This window comes from Pseudomonas sp. LBUM1663, assembly GCF_059695905.1.
In genome coordinates, this window is record NZ_CP166792.1 from 950,900 (window position 1) to 974,532 (window position 23,633).

19 protein-coding genes are annotated in these 23,633 nt (G+C 58.7%); 10 read left to right on the plus strand and 9 right to left on the minus strand.

The annotated features are described in order from the left end of the window. Positions 1-49 precede the first annotated feature (49 nt). The 4 genes from ACA075_RS04120 to ACA075_RS04135 all read right to left on the minus strand — a co-directional run bounded on the left by ACA075_RS04120 (position 50) and on the right by ACA075_RS04135 (position 6,848). The gene (locus ACA075_RS04120; RefSeq protein ID WP_497297395.1) at positions 50-1,645 is read right to left on the minus strand and encodes an ABC transporter substrate-binding protein; all 1,596 of its coding nucleotides are present in this window, start codon (positions 1,643-1,645) and stop codon (positions 50-52) included. A 78-nt stretch (positions 1,646-1,723) separates the two neighbouring features. Continuing rightward, on the minus strand, positions 1,724-3,142 hold the full coding sequence (locus tag ACA075_RS04125) for an OprD family porin (protein WP_497297396.1): 1,419 nt from the start codon (positions 3,140-3,142) through the stop codon (positions 1,724-1,726). A gap of 171 nt (positions 3,143-3,313) precedes the next feature. Next, positions 3,314-4,915, minus strand: coding sequence for an ABC transporter substrate-binding protein (locus tag ACA075_RS04130; RefSeq protein WP_497297397.1), 1,602 nt, complete (start codon positions 4,913-4,915; stop codon positions 3,314-3,316). A gap of 307 nt (positions 4,916-5,222) precedes the next feature. Next, on the minus strand, positions 5,223-6,848 hold the full coding sequence (locus ACA075_RS04135) for an ABC transporter substrate-binding protein (protein ID WP_219095703.1): 1,626 nt from the start codon (positions 6,846-6,848) through the stop codon (positions 5,223-5,225). 1,352 nt (positions 6,849-8,200) lie between these two features. Here ACA075_RS04135 and ACA075_RS04140 point away from each other — a divergent pair. Further along, positions 8,201-8,569, plus strand: a complete 369-nt coding sequence (locus tag ACA075_RS04140; protein WP_497297398.1) for a DUF6124 family protein — start codon at positions 8,201-8,203, stop codon at positions 8,567-8,569. A 216-nt stretch (positions 8,570-8,785) separates the two neighbouring features. Here the strand turns inward: ACA075_RS04140 and ACA075_RS04145 are convergent, their stop codons facing one another. Beyond that, positions 8,786-9,502 (minus strand): SIMPL domain-containing protein, encoded by a 717-nt coding sequence (locus ACA075_RS04145; RefSeq protein WP_219095704.1) that lies wholly within the window; start codon positions 9,500-9,502, stop codon positions 8,786-8,788. A 359-nt stretch (positions 9,503-9,861) separates the two neighbouring features. Between ACA075_RS04145 and ACA075_RS04150 the strand changes: the two genes are divergently transcribed. The 4 genes from ACA075_RS04150 (at position 9,862) to ACA075_RS04165 (ending at position 14,511) form a co-directional block, all read left to right on the plus strand. Next, positions 9,862-11,124 (plus strand): ATP-binding protein, encoded by a 1,263-nt coding sequence (locus tag ACA075_RS04150; RefSeq protein WP_010463401.1) that lies wholly within the window; start codon positions 9,862-9,864, stop codon positions 11,122-11,124. Then, on the plus strand, positions 11,117-11,677 hold the full coding sequence (locus tag ACA075_RS04155; RefSeq protein WP_109627955.1) for a response regulator transcription factor: 561 nt from the start codon (positions 11,117-11,119) through the stop codon (positions 11,675-11,677). The genes ACA075_RS04150 and ACA075_RS04155 overlap by 8 nt, the downstream gene beginning before the upstream one ends. Before the next feature lie 96 nt (positions 11,678-11,773). Continuing rightward, on the plus strand, positions 11,774-13,501 hold the full coding sequence (locus tag ACA075_RS04160) for an ABC transporter ATP-binding protein/permease (RefSeq protein ID WP_497297399.1): 1,728 nt from the start codon (positions 11,774-11,776) through the stop codon (positions 13,499-13,501). Between the two features lie 260 nt (positions 13,502-13,761). Next, complete coding sequence (locus tag ACA075_RS04165) at positions 13,762-14,511, plus strand: FadR/GntR family transcriptional regulator (RefSeq protein ID WP_031318393.1); 750 nt, start codon at positions 13,762-13,764, stop codon at positions 14,509-14,511. Positions 14,512-14,524: 13 nt separating this feature from the next. Here ACA075_RS04165 and ACA075_RS04170 read toward each other — a convergent pair whose 3' ends face one another. From ACA075_RS04170 to ACA075_RS04180, 3 genes are all read right to left on the minus strand, one after another. Then, entirely contained in the window at positions 14,525-14,671 is a 147-nt protein-coding gene (locus tag ACA075_RS04170; protein ID WP_497297400.1) for a hypothetical protein, read from the minus strand. Between the two features lie 314 nt (positions 14,672-14,985). Then, entirely contained in the window at positions 14,986-15,177 is a 192-nt protein-coding gene (locus ACA075_RS04175; protein ID WP_497299198.1) for a hypothetical protein, read from the minus strand. Between the two features lie 14 nt (positions 15,178-15,191). After that, positions 15,192-16,493 carry a phospholipase gene (locus tag ACA075_RS04180; protein ID WP_497297401.1) on the minus strand — a complete coding sequence of 434 codons (1,302 nt, stop codon included), beginning with the start codon at positions 16,491-16,493 and terminating at the stop codon, positions 15,192-15,194. Between the two features lie 236 nt (positions 16,494-16,729). Here ACA075_RS04180 and kdgD point away from each other — a divergent pair, with 236 nt between their 5' ends. The 5 genes from kdgD to ACA075_RS04205 all read left to right on the plus strand — a co-directional run bounded on the left by kdgD (position 16,730) and on the right by ACA075_RS04205 (position 23,269). Beyond that, positions 16,730-17,641, plus strand: a complete 912-nt coding sequence (gene kdgD / locus ACA075_RS04185; RefSeq protein WP_219095707.1) for a 5-dehydro-4-deoxyglucarate dehydratase — start codon at positions 16,730-16,732, stop codon at positions 17,639-17,641. Between the two features lie 60 nt (positions 17,642-17,701). Next, the gene (locus tag ACA075_RS04190; RefSeq protein ID WP_497297402.1) at positions 17,702-19,147 is read left to right on the plus strand and encodes an aldehyde dehydrogenase family protein; all 1,446 of its coding nucleotides are present in this window, start codon (positions 17,702-17,704) and stop codon (positions 19,145-19,147) included. A gap of 69 nt (positions 19,148-19,216) precedes the next feature. Continuing rightward, a complete protein-coding gene (locus ACA075_RS04195) occupies positions 19,217-20,668 on the plus strand; it encodes an MFS transporter (protein ID WP_497297403.1) in 1,452 nt (483 codons plus the stop codon). Positions 20,669-20,679: 11 nt separating this feature from the next. After that, positions 20,680-22,233 carry a galactarate dehydratase gene (gene garD, locus ACA075_RS04200; RefSeq protein WP_497297404.1) on the plus strand — a complete coding sequence of 518 codons (1,554 nt, stop codon included), beginning with the start codon at positions 20,680-20,682 and terminating at the stop codon, positions 22,231-22,233. Positions 22,234-22,327: 94 nt separating this feature from the next. Next, positions 22,328-23,269, plus strand: coding sequence for an AEC family transporter (locus tag ACA075_RS04205; protein WP_497297406.1), 942 nt, complete (start codon positions 22,328-22,330; stop codon positions 23,267-23,269). Here ACA075_RS04205 and ACA075_RS04210 read toward each other — a convergent pair. Further along, positions 23,266-23,601, minus strand: coding sequence for a carboxymuconolactone decarboxylase family protein (locus ACA075_RS04210; protein WP_497299199.1), 336 nt, complete (start codon positions 23,599-23,601; stop codon positions 23,266-23,268). The two genes, ACA075_RS04205 and ACA075_RS04210, sit on opposite strands and share 4 nt — an antisense overlap. Between the last annotated feature and the right edge of the window lie 32 nt (positions 23,602-23,633).

Consider the following 23,633-nt stretch of genomic DNA (forward strand, 5'->3'; position numbering starts at 1 on the left):
GTTAGGCGTGCCCGGCATTCCTGGGTCAGGAATGCCGGTAGTTTCTTATCTACTTCACCTGGGTGGTGGCGAAGTTATTAGTGGTGAGGGGGCTAATGTGATAGCCCTCTACGTTGTTGCGCATTGCAGTGAACATGCGGGTGTGCGCCATACTGATCCATGGCTGGTCCTGATTGAAAACCTCCTGGGCTTGTTCGTAGAGCGCCGCACGTTCCGTCGGGTTCACTTTAGCCCGTGCTTCGTCGATCAGCGTCTGGAATTTCTCGTTGCACCAGCGCGCGTAGTTTTCGCCGTTCTTCGCGGCTTCGCAACTCAGATTAGGCGTCAGGAAGTTATCCGGGTCGCCGTTGTCGCCCGCCCATCCGGCGGAGACCATGTCGTGCTCGCCGTTTTTGGCGCGTTTGAGCATTTCGCCCCATTCCATGACGCGAATGTCGACCGTGATCCCGACCTTGGCCAGGTCAGCCTGCATCATCTGCGCGCCGAGCATCGGGTTCGGGTTGGTCGGCCCGCCGCCGTTACGGGTGAACAGTGTGAAAACAGTGCCATCCGGCACGCCCGCTTCCTTGAGCAGAGCGCGAGCCTTGTCCAGATCGCGTGGCGGGTTTTTCAGGTCGTGGTTGTAACCCAGCAGGGTGTCCGGGTACGGGTTGACCGCCACGGTCGCATTGCCCTTGCCGAACAGCGCGTTGACATATGCAGCCTTGTCGAACGCGATGTCGATGGCTTTACGCACGCGCACATCGCTCATGTATTTGTGCGAGGTGTTCATTGCGATGTAGGAAACGGTCATCGCGTTCATCTCATCAACCTTCAGGTTGGTGTCTTTCTTGATGCTCGGGATGTCATCCGGTTTTGGGTACAGCGCGACCTGGCACTCATTGGCCTTGAGCTTTTGCAGGCGTACGTTGTTATCGGTAGCGATGGCCAGGATCAGCGCATCAGCCGGTGGCTTGCCGCGGAAGTAGTCCGGGTTGGCCTTGAAGCGAACCTGGGCATCTTTGTTGTAGCGCTGGAAAACGAACGGGCCGGTGCCGACCGGCTTGTTGTTCAGGTCGCCGGTCTTGTTGGCCTTGAGCAACTGGTCGGCGTACTCGGCGGAGTAGATCGAGGAGAAGGCCATGGCGACGTCTGCCAGGAATGGCGCTTCGCGACGGGTCAGGGTGAATTTGACGGTGTTGTCGTCAACTTTCTCGACGCTTTTGAGCAGTTCCTTGAAGCCCATGCTTTCAAAGTACGGGAAGCCAACGCTCGACAGTTTGTGCCATGGGTGGTTCGGGTCCAGCTGACGCTGGAAGCTCCAGACCACATCGTCGGCGTTCATGTCGCGGGTCGGCTTGAAGTATTCGGTGGTGTGAAACTTGACGCCTTTGCGCAGGTGGAACGTGTAGGTCAGACCGTCCTCGCTGATCTCCCAGGAGTCGGCCAGTGCCGGAATCACTTCAGTGGTGCCGGGCTTGAAGTCCGCCAGACGATTGAAGATGGTTTCGGCCACCGCATCGGCTGTGACTGCAGTCGTGTACTGGACCATATCGAAGCCTTCCGGGCTGGCTTCGGTGCAGACCACCAGGGGTTTGGCCGAGACGCCAACAGCGACACTCAGCAACGCGGCTGCAATGGCCGCACGTAGGGGAAGCATTTTCATCAAAGAACCCTCTGCAATCGGTTAAGCGAAAAAACCGAAACGGCCGACTCGTCATGAGTCAGCCGTCGGTTGGCGTTTTTACAAAACCTTGAACGGAATGGTGGTCACGAGACGGAACTCGTTGATGTTGCCATCAGCTTGTTCTTCGCTGGCACGGTGTGTGGTGTAAGTCGCGCGAATAGTGGTGGCTTTGAGCGGGCCACTCTGCACGGCGTACGAAGTACCGATGCCGTATTCGTAATGGTGCTCGCCGTCCATCGCCTGCACGCTGGCGTAGGCGCCGCCTTTGTTGTGAGTACCGTCGATGCCCCAGCCGCGAGCCTGATAGATGTTGAACTTCAGGCCTGGCACGCCGTATTCGGCCATGTTCAGACCGTAGGCGACCTGGAAGGACTTCTCGTTCGGTCCGTTGAAGTCCGACAGCAGGGAGTTGGCCAGGTAGATGCCGTTGGTTTCGTGCAGGTAGTCGAAGTATTCGTTACCGTTCACTTCCTGGTAGGAGAAGGTCAGGCTGTGGGCTTGGTGAGTCAGGCCGAACGACAGGGAGTACGTGTCGTTGTCGATTTCGCCCAGCAGCTTTTTGCCTTCGTCGACGGTTTTGTAGTAGTTCAGGCCGGTGGTCAGGCTCAGTACCGAGCTGTCACCCAGTACGTGGCTGGCGCCGAAGTAGTACTGGTTCCACAGGTCTTCGGCCTGGGTGCCCCACAGGCTGGTGGTCAGGCTCGCGAACGGCTGGTAAGTGATACCAGCGGTGTTCACGTGATCGGCTTCGATGACAGTGTCGGCGTATTCGGAGCGGAATTTACGCTGGCTTTCTTCGGTACGCGGTGAGTTGCGATCGAAGGTGCCGAGGTCGAACGACAGGTTCTCCAATTCTTCGCTGTGCAGGCTGACACCCTGGAAGCTCGAAGGCAGAGGACGGTTACCGATGACGTCTACCTGTGGGCTGCTGAAGTTTTGACGGCCGGCGGTCAGGGTGGTGTTGGAGAAACGCGCCTTGACGTTGGCCAGGCCCAGTTTGCTCCACTGACCCTGGGCGTCACCGCCGTCTTTGGTCAGGGTACGGTTGTTGCCAAGACCACGAACGCCGTTCAGTGGCGCGCCACCATTGGCGGAGGCAAGGTCTTTGCGGTCACGGTCCAGGGCGATGGCGTTGTAAGCCGCGACTTCAGTGCTGAAGCCGACAGTACCCTCGGTGAAGCCCGAGTTGTACTTGAGGATGGTGCCCTGGACCCAGTTGATACGACGATCAGTTGGGGTAGCTGAACCGTTTTTGTTGTAGCTGAACTTGCCGCCGCGCTTCAGTTGCTCGTTGGCATACCAGTTACGCGTGCTCCCGGTGACCGATTGGCCTTCAACAAAACCGGTGGCTTCGCTTTGGGCGCTTTTCTCTTTGACGGTAACCGGCGTGAACGCCTGGCTTTGGGTTTCTGCGTAAGCCGTGGCGGTTACGCTGCTGATGGCCAAGGCCAATAACGCGGTGCTGCTCAGTTTCATGGGTGAAGCTCCTTACTTTCTTTTTTTTATGCCGGTCTTTTTTGGTGATCCGGCTATTTGGTTTAGAACTCAAACAAGGCTTCGCAAACGTTTGCTATACGCCGGATTGGCGAATTAAGGCAATACGCTTGCGTGAGGGCGCAATGCGCCCCCAGCGTTCTGGCTAATCGGTTATTGGTCGATACTGACGCCCGAGAACACGTTGCGACCGAATGGACTCACCTTGAATCCTTCGATTTTGGCGCTCAACGGCTGGTTAACCGTCGAATGGGCGATAGGCGTAATCGGCACTTGTTGCTTGAGATAGTGCTGCGCCTGTTTGTAAAGCACGGTGCGCTGGTCGCGGTCGGTGACGACCTTGGCCTGCTTGATGAACTTGTCGTAAGCCGGATCGCACCACATGGAGTAGTTGTTGCCACCAATGGCGTCGCAGCTGTAAAGCGTGCCGAGCCAGTTGTCCGGGTCCCCATTGTCACCGGTCCAGCCAATCAGGCTGACGTCGTGTTCGCCATTCTTGGTGCGCTTGATGTACTCGCCCCATTCATAGCTGACGATCTTCACTTTGAGGCCGATTTTTGCCCAGTCAGCCTGGAGCATTTCGGCCATCAACTTGGCGTTCGGGTTGTAGGGGCGCTGAACGGGCATCGCCCACAAGGTGATTTCGGTGCCTTCTTTCACGCCGGCAGCCTTGAGCAGTTCCTTGGCTTTTTCCGGGTTGTAGGCGACGTCCTTGATCGTGTCGTCGTAGGACCATTGCGTCGGCGGCATGGCGTTGACAGCCAGTTGGCCGGCGCCTTGGTAGACGGCGTTGAGAATGCCCTGCTTGTTCACCGCCATGTCCAGCGCCTGACGCACTTCGAGCTGGTCGAAGGGTTTGTGCCGAACGTTGTAGGCGATGTAACCCAGGTTGAAACCTGGCTTCTCGATGAGCTTGAGTGCCGGGTCGTTCTTCAGCGCGGGTACATCGGCAGGGCGCGGGCTCAGGGTGATCTGGCACTCATTGGCCTTGAGCTTCTGCACCCGCACCGACGCGTCGGTGTTGATGGAGAAGATCAGGTTGTCGAGCTTGACCCGGCTCGGGTCCCAGTACTGCTTGTTGCCGGTGTAGCGGATGTTGGAATCTTTCTGGTAACTCTTGAACGCGAACGGGCCAGTGCCGATCGGCTTCTGGTTGATGTCGCTCGGCTTACCCTCGGTCAGCAATTTGTCGGCGTATTCGGCGGACAGAATGGCGGCGAAGCTCATGGCGATGTTCTGGATGAACGCGGCGTCGACGCTGTTGAGCGTCATGACCACGGTCAGCGGCCCGGTCTTCTCGACCTTGGCGATGTTCTTGTTCAGGCTCATCCCGTTGAAATACGGGAACTCGGTTGGATAAGCCTTACGGAAAGGTTGCTGCGGATCGAGCATGCGATTGAACGTGAACAGCACGTCATCGGCGTTGAAATCACGGGTCGGCGTGAAGTACTTGGTCGTGTGAAATTTCACACCTTCGCGCAGGTGAAAGGTGTACTTGAGGCCGTCCTCGGAAATATCCCAGCTCGTTGCCAGGCCGGGTACGACGTTGGTGGCGCCTTTTTCAAACTCTGCCAATCGGTTGTACAACGGCTCGGCGGCATCGTTGTCCGTCGATGTCGTGTACTGCGCAGTGTCGAAGCCAGCCGGGCTGCCTTCGGAGCAGAACACCAGGCTGTTACTGGCGGCCTGGCTGATGGAAGTGGCGGCCAACAGGCCGGTGCCCAGCAATGCGGATAAAACCAAGGTATGGCGCATGACGCTCCCTTTTCTCGTTCGCTAAGTGTTGTCAATGAGCCGCCGTCCCGTCCGGGGACGTGGAGGCATCACTGAGTTCAAACCATGACGTGCAGCAAAACCGAGAACCCACGCATGCACTGGTCAGATCCCGACGGTATGAGCCGTGGTCCTGGCAGTAAATGCGTAGAGTCCGAAAGACTTGTGGGAAAAGGCAACGCATCCGACGTCACGGCGGTCATTCGCGACGGAATTGGATGTAGGCTGTTTCCTACTTTCTCGGCAGATAAAACAACGGCGACGTTAAAAACGTCGCCGTTGCAAAACCTTACTTGCTGACGCTGACGCCGTAGAAGGAGTTCAAGCCAAACGGGCTGATCTTGAAGTCTTCAACGTTGTTGCGCATGGGTTGGAACACCGTCGAGTGAGCGATAGGTGTCATTGGAACTGCGTCTTTGAGGACGTGTTGCGCCTGTTTGTACAGTTCTGTGCGCTTGCCCTGATCGGTCGTGCGCTTGGCTTCTTTCACGATGCCGTCGAACTTCTTGTCGCACCACTTGGAGAAGTTGTTGCCCTGCAGCGAGTCGCAGCCGAACAGCACGTTCAGCCAGTTGTCCGGGTCACCGTTGTCGCCGCTCCAGCCAATCAGCATCGCGCCGTTTTCGCCGCCTTTGGAACGCTTGATGTACTCGCCCCACTCGTAGGTCACGATCTTGGCCTTGATACCGATCTTGGCCCAGTCGGACTGCAGCATTTCAGCCATCAGCTTGGCGTTCGGGTTGTACGGACGTTGTACCGGCATCGCCCACAGGTTGATCTCGGTGCCTTCCTTGACGCCGGCTTCCTTGAGCAGCTCTTTGGCTTTCTCAGGGTTGTACGGTGCGTCCTTGATGGTGGTGTCGTAAGACCACTGGGTTGGCGGCATGGCGTTGACGGCCAGTTGACCAGCACCTTGGTAGACGGAGTCGATGATCTGCTGCTTGTTGACGGCCATGTCCAGTGCCTGACGCACTTTCAATTGAGCCATCGGGTTCGGCTGATCGCTGCCCTTGATCTTGTCCATCACGTTGTAGGCGATGTAACCCAGGTTGAAACCAGCCTGGTTAGGCACCTTCAAGGTCTTGTCTTCTTGCAGCGCCTTCAGGTCGGCCGGACGAGGGAACAGAGTGATCTGGCACTCGTTCTTCTTCAGCTTCTGAATACGCACCGACGGGTCGGTGGTGATGGCGAAGATCAGGTTGTCGATCTTGACGTCTTCAGGCTTCCAGTAGTCCTTGTTCCCGGTGTAGCGGATGTTGGAGTCTTTCTGGTAGCTCTTGAACACGAACGGGCCAGTGCCGACCGGCTTCTGGTTGATGTCGGCGGCCTTGCCTTCCTTGAGCAGCTGGGCAGCGTACTCGGCGGACTGGAGCGAGGCGAAGCTCATGGCCATGTTCTGGATGAACGCGGCGTCGACTTCTTTCAGGGTGAACTTGACAGTTTTGTCGTCGACTTTATCGATCTTGGTGATGTTGGTGTCCATCCCCATGTCGGTGAAGTACGGGAATTCAGTCGGGTACGCTTTGCGGAACGGGTCGTTCTTGTCAATCATGCGATTGAAGGTGAACAGCACGTCGTCGGCGTTGAACTCACGAGTCGGCTTGAAGTACGGGGTGGTGTGGAACTTGACGCCTTCACGCAGGTGGAAGGTGTAAGTCAGGCCATCATCGGAGATGTCCCACTTGGTCGCCAGACCAGGAATCACGGCGGTGCCGCCGCGCTCGAACTGGGTCAGGCGGTTGAACATGGTTTCTGCAGAGGCGTCGAAGTCGGTTCCGGTGGTGTACTGACCAGGATCAAAACCGGCCGGGCTCCCTTCGGAGCAAAACACCAGGTTAGTCGCCGCTTGGGCGAAAGGTGCGGAGGCTAACAAGCCTGCGCCGACTAAAAACGGAATGACCGCGTGTTTAAGCATGTTGGCCTCATGATTTGTTGTCATTTTTGGAATTAGAGGACGACCTCGTGAGCCGTGCCTGCGGATACTTATGCAGGGGCCATACCCATTGCAAGATCCAGAGCGACCACAGGCGTTAAACGGTGGCACGAACGTACCTTAATGTCGCATATGTATAAATTCATGCGCATTTGACCGTTTGCGCAGGGTTTTTTCGGTGCGTCTGGCGCACCGCGACGGGGCAATCGGCTGGACTTTCGCACCCGGTTGGAGCGAGGTGTTACTTATTTATACCCATCAATGAGGCGCGTGAATGAGGCGTGTGGGCGTGAATGAGATTGAGTTGTAGTTGGGTGGGTAGGTGTTTGTTGTTTAAAGGGTTGTTGTGTCTGTAGGGGCAGATTGTTTCGTTACTGTTTGGCAATGGACATCTGTGGGGATGATTTGGATCCGGGAGGTGATGGAGGCTACATCGGCGTGGTGGGTAGTACCTTGGGTACAACCTTTTTGCTGCTTGCGGTAGCACTATGGCTTTTCCCGCGTGTTGAAGGTCTGATCCCTGAGCCTTTGTTAATAGATAGGCATAGGTCAAATGTTGGCAACGAGCCTGTTTACCGATCCTTACTTCCAGATGACCCCAGTTTCCTGTAGGGGCGAGGCTTGCCCGCGATGGCGGCCTGATAGCCGACCAGTCTCTCGCTGGTGTACATATCCATTCCTGCGGTAACGGCCACTTATGGTTTCGCTCTTACAGCGACTCCCTTTGGCAAACGCCCCAAAGGAAGCAAAGGTCTTCGCCCCAAGCGTCCGGCCCCTCGCTTAGGCTCGGCGTACCCTCGCTCCGGCATTCATCTGGGGGCATCGCCTCCGGTCGGCTTCGCTTCGACCTCCTCTCGATGTGTGCGGCTTCGCCGCACGGCGCTACGCGCCCACCCCCCAGATGAACGCCTCCACTCAGCCTCCCGAAGGGGCGGGTGGATCAAGATCAAAAGCTGCAGGCGAGCTAACGCTCGGCCTGTTGAGTGGTGAGAAGCGGAAGGCGTACGCCGATCCATTGTGGGAGCTGGCCTGCCAGCGATGGCGGCCTGACAGCCGACCAATCTCTTCCTGATGCCTCCCGATTGATCGTTCACATGCTCCGCGTGGGAATGCAGCCCCGGACGCTCCGCGTTCCATTTTTGTGTTGAACGATGTGTAAAAAACACAGCGCTTTCCCACGCATTTTTCAGGTTGCCGGGTAGGACGCAATGACTCTAATCTCGTTCCTGTCGCTGCTAAATCAGCGGCCAGGAGTGGAAACCTGAATCAGTAGGGCGAAGGCCCTCACGACCATAATGGCAAGTGATGGCTCCAATTAAGATTAGGAGCTGCAAATGGACAACGATAATTCCGATTCGAATTTCAATAAAACCAACCCAAACGCCGACGCCTTGCGCGATGAAGAACTACTCAAAGACAGCGAAGCCATAAAACGCGCCCTCGACTACTACCTCGATCCCCCCGACCAATACACCGCCAAACCCCGTCGTCCCAGCACCATGTTCATGATCGTCCCGGACATGGATAGCGAAAGTCTTCTGGCCCAAGCTTGCGAGTCGTTGGCGTCGGCGAGTGTCATGGCCAGTGATTTCGCCGCGAACCTGATCGGTCCGCAGCGCAATACAGTGTTGGCGATTCAGCAGATCATCATGCTGGCGGAGTTGGCGGTGAATCGGGTGTTGGATAACGTCGATCCGGCGTAGACCGCGTTATCGTTCTTCGCGAGCAGGCTCGCTCCCACATTTGATCTTCGTCGTACACAAAATCCGTCTAAACATTCGACCCCTGTGGGAGCCAGCCTGCTGGCTAAGGCGGTGGATCATTCACCACAAGACTGAAGGGTCCACCTGACTTTTGGCAGGCAATAAAAAACGGCGATCACTCGGGTGATCGCCGTTCTTTCTGTACGAGTTACCGAATCAAGGCATCAACACTTCAATTGCCCCGTCCGCCGTCATGCTGACCTGGCTCGTGCCGGCCTCCACCTCAGGCGTCACCGGCGCACCGTCCATGCCCGCCGCTTTCATCATCATCGGCCCACGCATGTATGGTTGTGGATAACCGTTGCTGTTCAGGTTCAGGCTGACGATTTTGTAACCCTTGCCACCCAAGGCATCGGTCGCCAGTTGGGCGCGAGCCTTGAACGCGGTGACGGCTTCTTTAAGCAGCGCATCTTCGCTGGCCTTACGGGTTGGCGTGGCGATGGCGAAGTCCATGCCGCCCATTTTCAGGTCGGTCAGCAGTTCGCCGGTCAGCTTCGACAGCGCGGCGAAGTCGGAGCTTTCCAGGCGCAGTTCGGCGCGTTCACGCCAGCCGGTGATTTTCTGGCCCTTGGTGTCGTAGATCGGGTAGCTGTTACGGCTGCCCTGGCGCAGGGTAACTTCCTTGACCTGTTTGGCCTGGGCCAGCGCTTTGTTCATGGTGGTGCTGACGTCGGCAGCGAGTTTGGCCGGGTCGGTGTTTTGTTCTTCGGTGTAGAGGGTCACGATCATCAGGTCGCGGGCCACTTCCTGACTGACTTCGGCACGCAGGGCGATCTGGTTGTAATGAAGCTCGTCGGCGGCCAGGGCCGGGAGGCTGGCAACGGTGCCAACGCTAAGGGCAAGAAGGGCGGCGCTGCGGCGGAAACTGTGCATGAAAACTCCTTGGAGGTGCGCAGGGGTTAAGGTCCGAGCCTGCGTGAAACCATCAGACTCTAACTTTATTGATCCGGTTCGCACAGTTACAACTTCTATACAGATGTCGGCGAACCCTGTGGCGAGGGAGCTTGCTCCCGCTGGACTGCGCAGCAGTCCCAAAACTGTCGACGCGTCGCTTCAGTAAAACCGAGTCAGCCAAGTTACGGCTGCTGCGCAGCCGAGCGGGAGCAAGCTCCCTCGCCACAGAGGAAATGCCAGATCGATAGACTGTGGCTGTTTGCCGCACTTTTGCCTGCCAGCCCCCGTGCTTGGTTATACTCCGTGCGATCCGCCTGGAGCGCTCATCAGGAGAGCTCATGCTCGCCCCCGTTCAAATCACTTCCGCTACTCGCCAGAACCTCTGGCGGCTGACGTTCATCCGCACGTTGGTGCTCGCCGCTCAAGCCGGTTCCGTGGGCCTGGCCTACTGGTTCGATCTGCTGCCGTTGCCGTGGGTGCAACTGGCGATGACGCTCGGCTGCTCAACGCTGCTGTGCGCGTTCACGGCCGTTCGCCTGCGCACTTCGTGGCCGGTGACCGAGCTGGAATATGCCCTGCAACTGGCCTGCGATCTGTTTATCCACAGTGCCCTGCTGTACTTCTCCGGCGGCTCGACCAACCCGTTTGTCTCCTATTACCTGGTGCCGCTGACCATCGCCGCCGTGACGTTGCCGTGGCGCTATTCGGTGATTCTGTCCGGGATCGCGCTGGCGCTTTATACGTTGTTGCTGGCGCGGTTCTACCCACTGGAAACCTTCCCCATCGCCCGGGAAAACCTGCAGATCTACGGCATGTGGCTGAGTTTTGCCCTCGCCGCAGCGGTCATCACCTTCTTCGCCGCCCGCATGGCCGAAGAGCTGCGCCGCCAGGAAGAACTGCGCGCCATCCGTCGAGAGGAAGGCCTGCGCGACCAGCAATTGCTGGCCGTTGCGACTCAGGCGGCGGGCGCCGCCCACGAGTTGGGCACGCCGCTGGCGACCATGAGCGTGCTGCTCAAGGAAATGCGCCAGGACCATCCCGACCCACTGTTGCAGGACGATTTGAGCGTGCTGCAGGATCAGGTCAAACTCTGCAAAGAAACCTTGCAGCAACTGGTGCGCGCCGCCGAGGCCAATCGCCGCTTGGCCGTGGAGATGCAGGACGTCACCGACTGGCTCGACGAAGCGCTGAACCGCTGGCACTTGATGCGCCCGGAAGCCAGTTACCGCTTCCAGCGCCTGGGCCAAGGCACGGTGCCGCGCATGGCGCCGCCGCCAGATTTGACCCAAGCCTTGCTGAATTTGCTGAACAACGCCGCCGATGCGTGCCCCGAAGGGTTGCAGGTGACGCTGGACTGGAATGCCGAAGACCTGACCATCAGCATTCGCGACCACGGTGCCGGCGTGCCGCTGGCCATTGCCGAACAGATCGGCAAGCCGTTTTTTACCACCAAGGGCAAAGGTTTCGGCCTGGGCCTGTTTTTGAGCAAGGCCAGCGTGACACGCGCCGGCGGCTCAGTGAAACTCTACAGTCATGAGGAAGGCGGCACGCTCACCGAGCTGCGCCTGCCCCGTGTCGCCCGAGGAGACGAACATGAGTGACGAGATCCAAGTTGAAGGCGAAGAACTGCCGCATTTGCTGCTGGTAGACGACGATGCCACCTTTACCCGCGTGATGGCCCGCGCCATGGCCCGCCGTGGTTTTCGCGTCAGCACCGCCGGTTCCGCCGAAGAGGGCCTGGTCATCGCCCAAGCCGACATCCCGGATTACGCCGCGCTGGACCTGAAAATGGACGGCGACTCGGGCCTGGTGTTGCTGCCTAAACTGCTCGAACTCGATCCGGAAATGCGTGTGGTGATCCTCACTGGTTATTCGAGCATCGCCACCGCCGTCGAGGCGATCAAGCGCGGCGCCTGCAACTACCTGTGCAAACCGGCGGACGCCGACGACGTGCTGGCCGCGCTGCTCTCCGAGCACGCCGACCTCGACACCCTGGTGCCGGAAAACCCGATGTCGGTGGACCGCCTGCAGTGGGAACACATCCAGCGCGTGCTCACCGAGCACGAAGGCAATATCTCCGCCACGGCCCGCGCCCTGGGCATGCACCGCCGCACGCTGCAGCGCAAACTGCAGAAGCGCCCGGTCCGCCGCTGAACGGTTGCTGAACGATTATCGCCAGCCCTCGCGATTACCCGAACCGATCATCTATGATCGGTTCGTGTGTGTTCTTTTCTTTATCGAGCCTTTTCCATGAATCAGAACGCTGAGTACTCCGCGGTCAACGATGCTGTGCGCGGGCAGTTTTTTCGAAAAGTCTGGGCGATGATTACGCCTTACTGGCGCAGCGAAGAGAAGGTCAAGGCCTGGACTCTGCTGATTGCGGTGATTGTGTTGTCCCTGGTCAGCGTGGGAATCTCGGTATGGTTCAACACCTGGTACAAGGATTTTTACAACGCGCTGCAGCAAAAAGACGAAGCGGCGTTCTGGCGGCTGATTCTGTATTTCTGCGGGATTGCGGCTGTGGCGATTGTCGGTGCCGTGTACCGGCTCTACCTGACCCAGATGCTGACCATTCGCTGGCGTGCCTGGCTCACGGAAAAGCATTTCGCCCGCTGGCTCGGCAACAAGAATTACTACCAGCTGGAGCAGGGCGGTTACACCGATAACCCGGACCAGCGGATTTCCGAAGACCTCAACAATTTCACCTCCAATACCCTGGAGTTGGGCATCGGTTTGCTTCGCAATATTGTCAGCCTGGTGTCGTTCTCGATCATTCTGTGGGGCGTGTCGGGCAGTATCGAAGTGTTTGGTTTTACCATTCCCGGCTACATGTTCTGGTGTGTGCTGGTGTATGCCGTGGTTGGCAGCTGGCTGACCCATTTGATCGGTCGCCGCTTGATCGGCCTTAACAACCAACAACAACGCTTCGAAGCCGACCTGCGTTTTTCCATGGTGCGGATTCGCGAAAATGCCGAGAGCATTGCGCTGTACAACGGCGAGCCCAATGAAAACCGTCGCTTGAGCAACCGCTTCGGGATGGTCTGGCACAATTTCTGGGACATCATGAAGGTGTCCAAGCGTCTGACGTTCTTTACCGCAGGTTACCAACAGGCAGCCATCATCTTTCCGTTCATCGTCGCGTCGCCGCGTTACTTGTCCGGCAAGATCGAACTCGGCGAGCTGATGCAAATCAGTTCGGCGTTTGGCAATGTGCAGGAGAGTTTCAGCTGGTTTATCAGTGCGTACCAGAACCTCGCGTCGTGGCGCGCCACTTGTGATCGTCTGCTGAGTTTCCGCCAGGCCATGACCGACAACGAAGAGCGGGCGCCGGCGATCGATGTGCAAAATTCCGGTACGGCTCTGAAAGTGCACAACCTGGGCCTCGATCTGGCCGACGGACGTCATTTGCTGACCAACGCCGACATGACCGTGGAGGAGGGCGAGCGCGCGATGCTCAGCGGTCGCTCCGGCAGCGGCAAGTCGACCTTGCTGCGAGCGATGGGGCACCTGTGGCCAGCGGGGCATGGCAGCATTCGTCTGCCAGCGGCGCGTTACTTGTTCCTGCCGCAAAAGCCGTATCTGCCCATTGGCACGTTGCGTGAGGCATTGAGTTATCCACAGGCCGGCGAGACGTATCCGCACGAGCGTTATGTTCACGTGCTGGAGACCTGTCGCTTGCCGCACCTCGTTGCGCGTCTGGACGAAGCCAATCACTGGCAGCGCATGCTGTCGCCGGGTGAACAACAACGGCTGGCCTTCGCCCGTGCGCTGCTTTATGCACCGCAGTGGCTGTACATGGACGAAGCGACGTCGGCGATGGATGAAGAGGATGAAGCGTCGCTGTACCAGGCGTTGATTGATGAAATACCGGGGCTTAGCATTGTCAGCGTCGGGCATCGCAGCAGCCTGAAGCGTTTCCACCCACGGCACATTCGTATCGACAACGGCCAACTGGTGGACCAGACCGTGATCGCCTGACACCGCAATCCGTGTGGGATGAATGGAGCTTTTGTGGCGAGGGGGCTTGTCGGAATGCCGCATCACCCCGTTGGGTCGCGAAGCGGCCCCGGAATCTCGCAGGCTTACAAGATCTTGCCAGTGCTGCGCACTGGAACGGGGGCAAGCCCCCTCGCCACAGAAGCCCGTTCCCAGTGGGACAGTGTTTGCTGACGGTGATCGTACAACCGCGTTGAGCTATGATGCGGTTTCAGCCGCAATTTTCGAGACAGACGTTCCCCATGGAAAACCCGATCGACGCACCACGCCTCCCTCGCAAGCGCCGCAGCCTCGCACAGGAATTGGTGACGGTGCTGTCCGAGCAGATCCGCGACGGTCACCTCAAGCGAGGCGACAAATTGCCCACCGAGTCGGCGATCATGGATGCCCATGGCGTCAGCCGCACCGTGGTGCGCGAGGCGATTTCCCGTCTGCAAGCGGCTGGCCAAGTGGAAACCCGTCACGGCATCGGCACCTTCGTACTCGACACTCCGAGCCCGAGCGGTTTCCGCATCGACCCTGCGACCGTGGTCACCCTGCGTGACGTACTGGCGATCCTGGAGCTGCGTATCAGCCTCGAAGTGGAATCCGCCGGCCTCGCCGCACAACGCCGCAGCCCGGAACAGCTGGCCTTGATGCGCGCCGCGCTGGACGCCTTGAATGAAAGTGCCGCCCACGCCAGTGATGCCGTGGCCTCGGACTTCCAGTTCCACCTGCAAATCGCTCTGTCGACCGGCAACCGCTATTTCACCGACATCATGACCCACCTGGGCACCAGCATCATCCCGCGCACCCGCCTCAACTCCGCGCGCTTGGCCCATGACGACCAGCAGCACTACATGAGTCGCCTGAGCCGTGAGCACGAAGAGATTTACGACGCGATTGCGCGCCAGGATTCAGATGCGGCGCGGGCGGCGATGCGCTTGCATTTGACCAATAGCCGCGAGCGGCTGCGCCATGCGCATGAAGAGGCTGAGGCGCAGCGGGGGTAGGTATTTTCAAATATCACGTCGGGTCCGTTGCGTAATCGACGTACTCGACCGTGTTATCAATCAGCACTTTGAATTTTTTGCGGGTGATTACCCAATCCTTTCCGGGAATCATTTCAAATTCGACAAGATCTCCGACGTTCACATGGAGGTCGAACTCCATGGGAATCTCCAGAGCGGCATGATGGGTTCGGGCCGGAAATGTAAATCGGTGTTTTGTTCTCATGGACGTTCACTCAAGCAGTAATTGAGTGAGCGATGTAGCCCCTTTCAGCGATTGCTCAAACCTGTAAGAAATACCAGTTTCGATGAACGGGCAGCGCTGATTTCCAGCTATTGCTGTGTTCAGCAGAATGCCATCGCGAGCAGGCTCGCTCCCACAGGGGATCTTCAGTGAACACACTATGGGTGTTTACCCCCGATTAAATGTGGGAGCTAGCCTGCTAGCGATGGGCCGGCAGCTTTAATACTAAATTTTCAGCCTGAGCGCAGAATCGAACGATCCACCCTCACAGCCAATTCAGCCGTCCCGGGCTTGGCATCAAACGTCACATCCCCACGCTCACCCACCACCGCCCGTCCAATCACCACACCCTTGGACAACAACTCCAACGGCGCTCCCTTCAGCGATTGCCCCGAAGCCAATTCCAGTTTCAATTTGATAGTCATCATCGATCTCCTTATCAGGCAACGTTGCCAGTGGGGTTGTAGTCCTTGAGCAGCAAATAGGTGCTCCAGCCCCACCAGTCATCGAAGGTGGCGGTGTCGTTCAGGTTGTTGACGTCCTTGCGCCGTAGCACTTTGTTGCCTTCAACCCGGAACAGCGGTGAAAAGTTGTTCGCAGGATTCAATACGGCTTGCAGATCCGGGGTCTTTTTCAGGGCGCCAAAGTTACCGGGGACCGTGGCGGTGCCGCTGAGATACGCCGCAAATACTTCATCCGCCGACACCTGCACCGCCTGATTCACTTGGACGCGATTGGCGCTGGAGAGGGCGTCGAAGTAGCGTTTGTCGCCATACCCACGCCAGTGATCGCCGTTGCCGTTGCGCACATTGAGGCCGAACTTGCTGTCTTCGTCGTGCATGAAGCGGGTAATCAGCGAACCCAGGTCACTGGGGGTCACCACCGCTGCCAACTGTTTACGCGGCACTCGCAAATGGCCGGAAGAAAACAGGTCGGTCAGGTAGTGATCAGCAAACGCGTTCATCGCGTAGGCCAGCTCCAACTGCTTTTCATCGCCGCTGCTGTGAGCCTTCACCGCTTGTTGCAGGGCTGCCGTGTGCCCGGCGATATAGGCGAGCAGCGCCCACTCGGCGAAGTGATCGGCATTGTTGGCGGCCAGTTTCAGATAGCGTCCCAAGGGAAACAGCGCCGAGACGAAACTGCCGCCGCCGGTGATTTTGTTCCACTCTTCGGACAACGTATCTCCGAGGGCGTCGTAAGCCTCATGAGGCTGTTTGCCGTCCTTGATCGCCTGTTTAACGGCGGCGATTTCCTTCTGCATGACGCCGAGGATCAGTTTCGCCTCGGCATTGGAGGCCGGTAGTACCGCCAGCGAATTGAACGCGTTGGCAAAGCGCTGGATTCGATCCGCAGCGCTGGCGCCTTCGCTGACAGGTTGATCGGGAATGCCATAAAAATCACCGCCCAAGGCAACGACCTGACCGTAAGTCAGCGCCAGTCCGTTGGGTAAATGCAGCGCTATCTGCGAGGCAGGGACAGCGGGCGCGTCCTTGATGAAACGCAGCAGCGTGCCGTCACCGATGGCGGTGTGCTCGCCGCCCTCGAACCTCAGCTGCGGCTTGCCTTTCAAGGCTTTTCCGGGCGTAGCTTTGGTTGTTTGAGGTACGTCGTTATGTTCGCCGAGCTGTAGCACCAGCGAACTGTTGTCGGTAACGGCGATGCCCAGCTCGGTAAAAAGATCATCCAGGTTCGCGATGACCTGCTTGGGTTTTTCCTGCGGTTGAGTGTGTAGACCTGACATTTCTGGCTCCTTGATATGTCGTCGGTATAAATCCAAATAAACTGTATGCATATACAGTCATTCAGATCATAGAAGAGAATTTTCCTACGTCAAGAAAATACCTTTCCGACACAAATTCCGGGCACGCCGATGAAATGCAGTTGACGGTTATTATTTAAGTTGTACGATGACCTACAACTCAGCCACAGGCTGAACGCTTTTCTCACACAAACGTCGCTACCCAGGGTGTTCGAATAATGAATCCACAAGAACTGAAGTCCATCCTCTCTTCCGGCCTGCTGTCTTTCCCGGTCACCGATTTCAATGCCCAGGGCGATTTCCATCGCGCTGGCTACATCAAGCGTCTCGAATGGCTGGCCCCATACGGCGCCACGGCTTTGTTCGCCGCGGGCGGCACCGGTGAGTTCTTCTCTCTGGCGGCCAGCGAATATTCGGAAATCATCAAGACCGCCGTCGACACCTGCGAAACCAGCGTGCCGATTCTGGCCGGCGTGGGCGGTTCGACTCGCCAAGCCATTGAATACGCACAGGAAGCCGAGCGTCTGGGCGCCAAAGGCCTGTTGCTGTTGCCGCACTACCTGACCGAAGCCAGCCAGGACGGCGTTGCCGCCCACGTTGAAGCCGTGTGCAAATCGGTGAACATCGGCGTGGTGGTTTACAACCGCAACGTCTGCCGCCTGACCGCGCCATTGCTGGAACGCCTGGCCGAGCGCTGCCCGAACCTGATCGGCTACAAGGATGGCCTGGGCGATATCGAGTTGATGGTGTCGATCCGTCGCCGCCTCGGTGATCGCTTCAGCTACCTGGGTGGTTTGCCGACCGCCGAAGTTTATGCCGCTGCCTACAAGGCACTCGGCGTACCGGTTTACTCCTCGGCGGTGTTCAACTTCATCCCGAAAACCGCGATGGATTTCTACCACGCCATTGCCCGCGAAGATCACGCCACCGTCGGCAAGATCATCGACGACTTCTTCCTGCCGTACCTGGACATCCGTAACCGCAAAGCCGGTTACGCGGTGAGCATCGTCAAGGCCGGGGCAAAAATTGCCGGCTATGACGCAGGTCCTGTGCGTGCACCGCTGACCGATCTGCTGCCAGAAGAATACGAAGCTCTGGCCGCGCTGATCGACAAGCAAGGTGCGCAGTAACACAACCGATTAATAAGGCCGCTGAGCAATCAGCGGCCTTTTGCGTGAGGAGATCTTCTAGTGGCAGATACAAAGCGTTTCGATAACTACATAAACGGTGAATGGGTCGCGGGCAGTGATTACTGCGCCAACATCAACCCGTCCGAACTGACCGATACCATCGGCGACTACGCCAAGGCTGACCTCGCTCAAGTCCACGCCGCCATCGACGCCGCGCGCGCCGCGTTCCCGGCCTGGTCGACTTCGGGCATTCAGGCGCGCCACGATTCACTGGATAAAGTCGGTACTGAAATCCTCGCGCGTCGCGAAGAGCTCGGCACCTTGCTGGCCCGGGAAGAGGGCAAGACCCTGCCCGAAGCCATCGGCGAAGTGACCCGCGCCGGCAACATCTTCAAGTTTTTCGCCGGTGAATGCCTGCGCCTGTCCGGCGACTACCTGCCGTCGGTGCGCCCGGGTGTGAACGTCGAAGTCACTCGCGAAGCATTGGGCGTCGTGGGCCTGATCACCCCGTGGAACTTCCCGATCGCGATCCCTTCGTGGAAAATCGCCCCGGCCCTCGCCTACGGTAACTGCGTCGTGCTGAAGCCGGCCGATCTGGTGCCGGGTTGCGCCTGGGCGCTCGCGGAAATCATTTCCCGCGCAGGCTTCCCGGCCGGCGTCTTCAACCTGGTGATGGGCAGCGGTCGCGTGGTGGGTGATGCGCTGGTACAGAGCCCGAAAGTCGACGGCATCAGCTTCACCGGTTCGGTCGGTGTCGGTCGTCAGATCGCGGTCAGCTGCGTCTCGCGTCAGGCCAAGGTTCAGCTGGAAATGGGTGGCAAGAACCCGCAGATCATTCTCGACGATGCCGACCTGAAACAAGCGGTCGAGCTGTCGGTACAGAGCGCGTTCTACTCCACCGGTCAGCGTTGCACGGCGTCGAGCCGCTTCATCGTCACCGCCGGGATTCACGACAAGTTCGTCGAAGCCATGGCCGAACGCATGAAGTCGATCAAGGTCGGCCACGCGCTTAAAACCGGCACCGACATCGGCCCGGTTGTCTCGCAAGCCCAGCTTGAACAGGACTTGAAGTACATCGACATCGGCCAGTCCGAGGGTGCACGTCTGGTCAGCGGCGGCGGTCTGGTGACTTGTGACACCGAAGGCTACTACCTCGCGCCAACGCTGTTTGCCGACAGCGAAGCCGCGATGCGCATCAGCCGCGAAGAGATTTTCGGCCCGGTGGCCAACATCGTTCGCGTGGCCGATTACGACGCCGCGCTGGCCATGGCCAACGACACCGAATTCGGTCTGTCGGCGGGCATCGCCACCACGTCGCTGAAGTACGCCAACCACTTCAAGCGCCATTCCCAGGCCGGGATGGTGATGGTCAACCTACCGACGGCGGGCGTGGATTACCACGTTCCATTCGGTGGGCGTAAAGGTTCATCCTATGGTTCCCGCGAGCAAGGTCGCTACGCGCAAGAGTTCTACACGGTCGTAAAAACTGCCTACGTCGGTTCCTGATCCACCGCAATACCTGTGGGAGCTGGCCTGCCAGCGATGGCATCACCGCGGTGTGACTGACACACCGAGGTGTCCGCATCGCTGGCAGGCCAGCTCCCACAAAAACAACATCGTTATTACCCGCATAAAAATAATCAGTGGGAGTACATCTACATGCAAGCGACCAAGCCGACCCACGTCCGCTATTTGATTCTGCTCATGCTTTTCCTGGTGACCACGATCAACTACGCCGACCGGGCCACTATCGCCATCGCGGGCTCCAGCCTGCAAAAAGACCTCGGCATCGACGCGGTCACCCTCGGTTACATCTTCTCTGCATTCGGTTGGGCCTACGTGGCCGGGCAAATTCCCGGTGGCTGGCTGCTGGACCGTTTTGGCTCGAAAAAAATCTACGCATTAAGCATCTTCACCTGGTCGCTGTTCACCGTGCTGCAGGGTTATGTCGGTGAGTTCGGCATGTCCACGGCGATTGTTGCGCTGTTCATGTTGCGTTTCCTGGTGGGCCTGGCCGAAGCGCCATCCTTCCCAGGCAACGCACGCATTGTCGCGGCCTGGTTCCCGACCGCTGAACGCGGCACGGCCTCGGCGATCTTCAACTCGGCGCAGTACTTTGCCACCGTGTTGTTTGCACCGCTGATGGGATGGATCGTCTACAGCTTCGGCTGGCAGCACGTGTTCATCGTCATGGGTGTGATTGGCATCATCTTCTCGGGCATCTGGCTCAAGGTTATCCACAGCCCGCGCCAGCACCCGATGATCAATGACGCCGAGTTCAAGCACATCGCTGACAACGGCGGCATGGTCGACATGGACCAGGACAAAGGCAAAGGCAAAAAGGTCGACGGTCCGAAGTGGGACTACATCCGCCAGTTGCTGACCAACCGCATGATGCTCGGTGTTTATCTGGGCCAGTATTGCATCAACGGCATCACCTACTTCTTCCTGACCTGGTTCCCGGTGTATCTGGTGCAGGAACGCGGCATGACCATCCTCAAGGCCGGTTTCATTGCCTCGTTGCCGGCGATCTGCGGGTTTATCGGTGGTGTGCTTGGCGGGGTGATTTCCGATTACCTGCTGCGCAAAGGGCATTCCCTGACCTTCGCCCGCAAGGCGCCGATCATTGCCGGCTTGCTGGTCTCCAGCAGCATCGTGGCGTGCAACTATGTCGATGTTGAATGGATGGTCGTTGGCTTCATGGCCCTCGCATTCTTCGGCAAAGGCGTGGGTGCGCTGGGTTGGGCGGTGGTGTCCGACACCTCGCCGAAACAGATCGCCGGTCTCAGCGGTGGCTTGTTCAACACCTTCGGCAACATCGCTTCGATCACCACTCCAATCGTCATCGGTTACATCATCAGCTCCACCGGTTCGTTCAAATGGGCGCTGGTGTTTGTCGGTTGCAACGCACTGGTCGCAGTGTTCAGCTACCTGGTGATCGTTGGCCCGATCAAGCGTGTGGTGCTCAAAGAGCCGCCCGTTAGCGGTCCTGAAACTAATAACAAATTGTCTCAAGCGCATTCCTGAGGAGCGGCGTCATGCAGTTGATTGAACATTCCGACTCGCCGCGCTACATCCGCCTGCACGAGCGGGACAACGTCGTGATCGTGGTCAATGACCAGGGCGTACCGGCCGGCACCGAGTTTCCTGATGGTCTGGTGACCGTGGACTTCGTGCCACAGAGCCATAAAGTCACCCTCGAAGACATTCCCGAGGGCGGTCAGGTGATTCGTTACGGCCAGACCATTGGCTACGCGTTGCAGCCGATTCCACGCGGCAGCTGGGTCAAGGAAGATCAATTGCGCATGCCCACCGCGCCACCGCTGGACAGCTTGCCGCTGTCCACCGAAGTGCCGGCGGCGCAGGCTCCGCTGGAAGGCTTCACGTTCGAGGGTTTTCGCAACGCCGACGGCACCGTCGGCACGCGCAATATTCTGGGGATTACGACGACCGTTCAGTGCGTGACCGGTGTGCTGGACCACGCGGTCAAGCGCATCAAGGACGAGTTGCTGCCGCTTTATCCGAACGTCGATGACGTGGTGGCGTTGACCCACAGCTACGGCTGCGGCGTGGCCATTACCGCTACCGACGCCTACATCCCGATCCGCACCGTGCGCAACCTGGCGCGCAACCCGAACCTGGGAGGCGAAGCGTTGGTCATCAGCCTCGGTTGCGAGAAATTGCAGGCCGGGCAGGTGATGCACGAGAACGACAGCTCGGTGGATCTGAGCGATCCGTGGTTGTACCGCTTGCAGGATTCGAGTCACGGTTTCACCGAGATGATCGAACAGATCATGGCGCTGGCCGAGACCCGTTTGAAGAAGCTCGACCAGCGTCGCCGGGAAACCGTGCCGGCGTCCGAGCTGATTCTCGGCATGCAGTGCGGCGGCAGTGATGCGTTTTCCGGCATCACCGCCAACCCGGCGCTGGGTTATGCCTCGGACCTGTTGCTGCGCGCAGGCGCAACGGTGATGTTTTCCGAAGTCACCGAAGTGCGCGACGCGATTTATCTGCTGACCTCCCGCGCAGAAACCGAGGAGGTTGCTCAGGAGCTGGTACGGGAAATGGACTGGTACGACCGTTACCTGGCCAAGGGTGAAGCGGACCGCAGCGCCAACACCACGCCGGGCAACAAAAAAGGCGGGTTGTCGAACATTGTCGAGAAGTCCCTTGGCTCAATCGTCAAATCTGGCAGCAGCGCGATCAACGGCGTGCTTGGCCCTGGCGAGCGGTTCAAGCGCAAAGGGCTGATTTTCTGCGCGACCCCGGCCAGTGATTTTGTCTGCGGGACGTTGCAGTTGGCGGCAGGGATGAATCTGCATGTGTTCACCACCGGGCGCGGTACGCCGTATGGTTTGGCGATGGCGCCGGTGGTGAAAGTGTCGACCCGGACTGAGCTGGCGCAGCGCTGGCCGGACCTGATCGACATCGATGCCGGGCGGATTGCGACCGGGCGCGCATCGATCGAAGACCTTGGCTGGGAGTTGTTCCACTACTACCTGGACGTGGCGAGCGGCAAGAAGCAGACCTGGGCCGAGCAGCACAAGCTGCATAACGACATCACCCTGTTCAATCCTGCCCCCATCACCTGATCCTGTGGCGAGGGAGCTTGCTCGACCAGACGCCAACGTCATGGGTGGCTTATCATTAGCCCCCTAACGACGCTCACCCAAGGTTATCCCCGGCATGCTGGCTATCTTCCTCGAAACCCTGAACATCACCGCGCCGGTGTTTGCCATGCTGTTTCTGGGGGTGGTGCTCAAGCGCATCGACTGGATCAACGACAACTTCATCCACACCGCGTCGGCCCTGGTGTTCAACGTCACCATGCCGGCGTTGCTGTTTCTGGGCATCCTGCATGCCGACCTGCGCGCTGCACTGCAACCGGCGCTGCTGATCTATTTCTCGCTCGCCACGCTGGCGTGTTTCGCCATCGCCTGGGGCTGGGCGATCTGGAAGTGCCCGCGTGAAGACCGGGGGATTTACACCCAGGGCGCCTTTCGCGGCAACAACGGCGTCATCGGGCTCGCATTGGCGGCGAGCATGTACGGCGACTACGGGATTTCCCTCGGGGCGATTCTCGCGGCGCTGGTGATCCTGTTTTACAACACGCTCTCGACCATCGTGCTGGCGGTGTACAGCCCGGTGATCAAATCCGATCCGTGGAGCATCTGCAAAAGCGTGATGGTCAACCCGCTGATCATCAGTGTGTTTGCGGCGGCACCGTTTGCCTACTTCAAGATCAGCTTGCCGGGATGGCTGGAAACCTCCGGCCAGTACCTCGCGCAAACCACGTTGCCATTGGCGTTGATCTGTATCGGCGGCACGCTGTCGCTGGCGGCATTGCGCAAAAGCGGCAACATGGCGCTCAGCTCAAGCCTGGTGAAGATGATCGGCCTGCCGGTTCTGGCGACACTGGGTGCATGGCTCTGGGGCTTTCGTGGTGCGGAGTTGGGGATTTTGTTCCTGTACTTCGGTAGCCCGACCGCCGCGGCCAGTTTTGTCATGGCTCGTCAGGCCAATGGCAATCATGAACTGGCGGCAGCGATTATCGTGATCACCACGTTGATGGCGGCGGTGACCACCAATGTCGGGATCTTCTTGTTGCAGTGGGGTGGGTGGATCTAGTCGGCTTTCTGGTAGCTGTCGATCACTTCCTGCGCCGCCCGAAACGCATCAATCGCCGCCGGCACACCGGCATACACTGCGCAATGCAGCAGCGCCTCGCGAATTTCTTCCACGGTGCAGCCGTTGTTCAACGCACCACGCACGTGCCCTTTCAATTCTTGCGGGCACTTCAACGCCGTCAGGGCGGCGAGGGTGATCAGGCTGCGGGTTTTCAGTGGCAGACCTTCGCGGTTCCACACGGCGCCCCAGGCGTGTTCATTGACGAAGTCCTGCAGCGGCTGGGTGAACTCGGTGGCATTGCCCAATGCGCGGTCGACGAATGCATCGCCCATCACTTGGCGGCGGACTTCAACGCCAGGCTTTT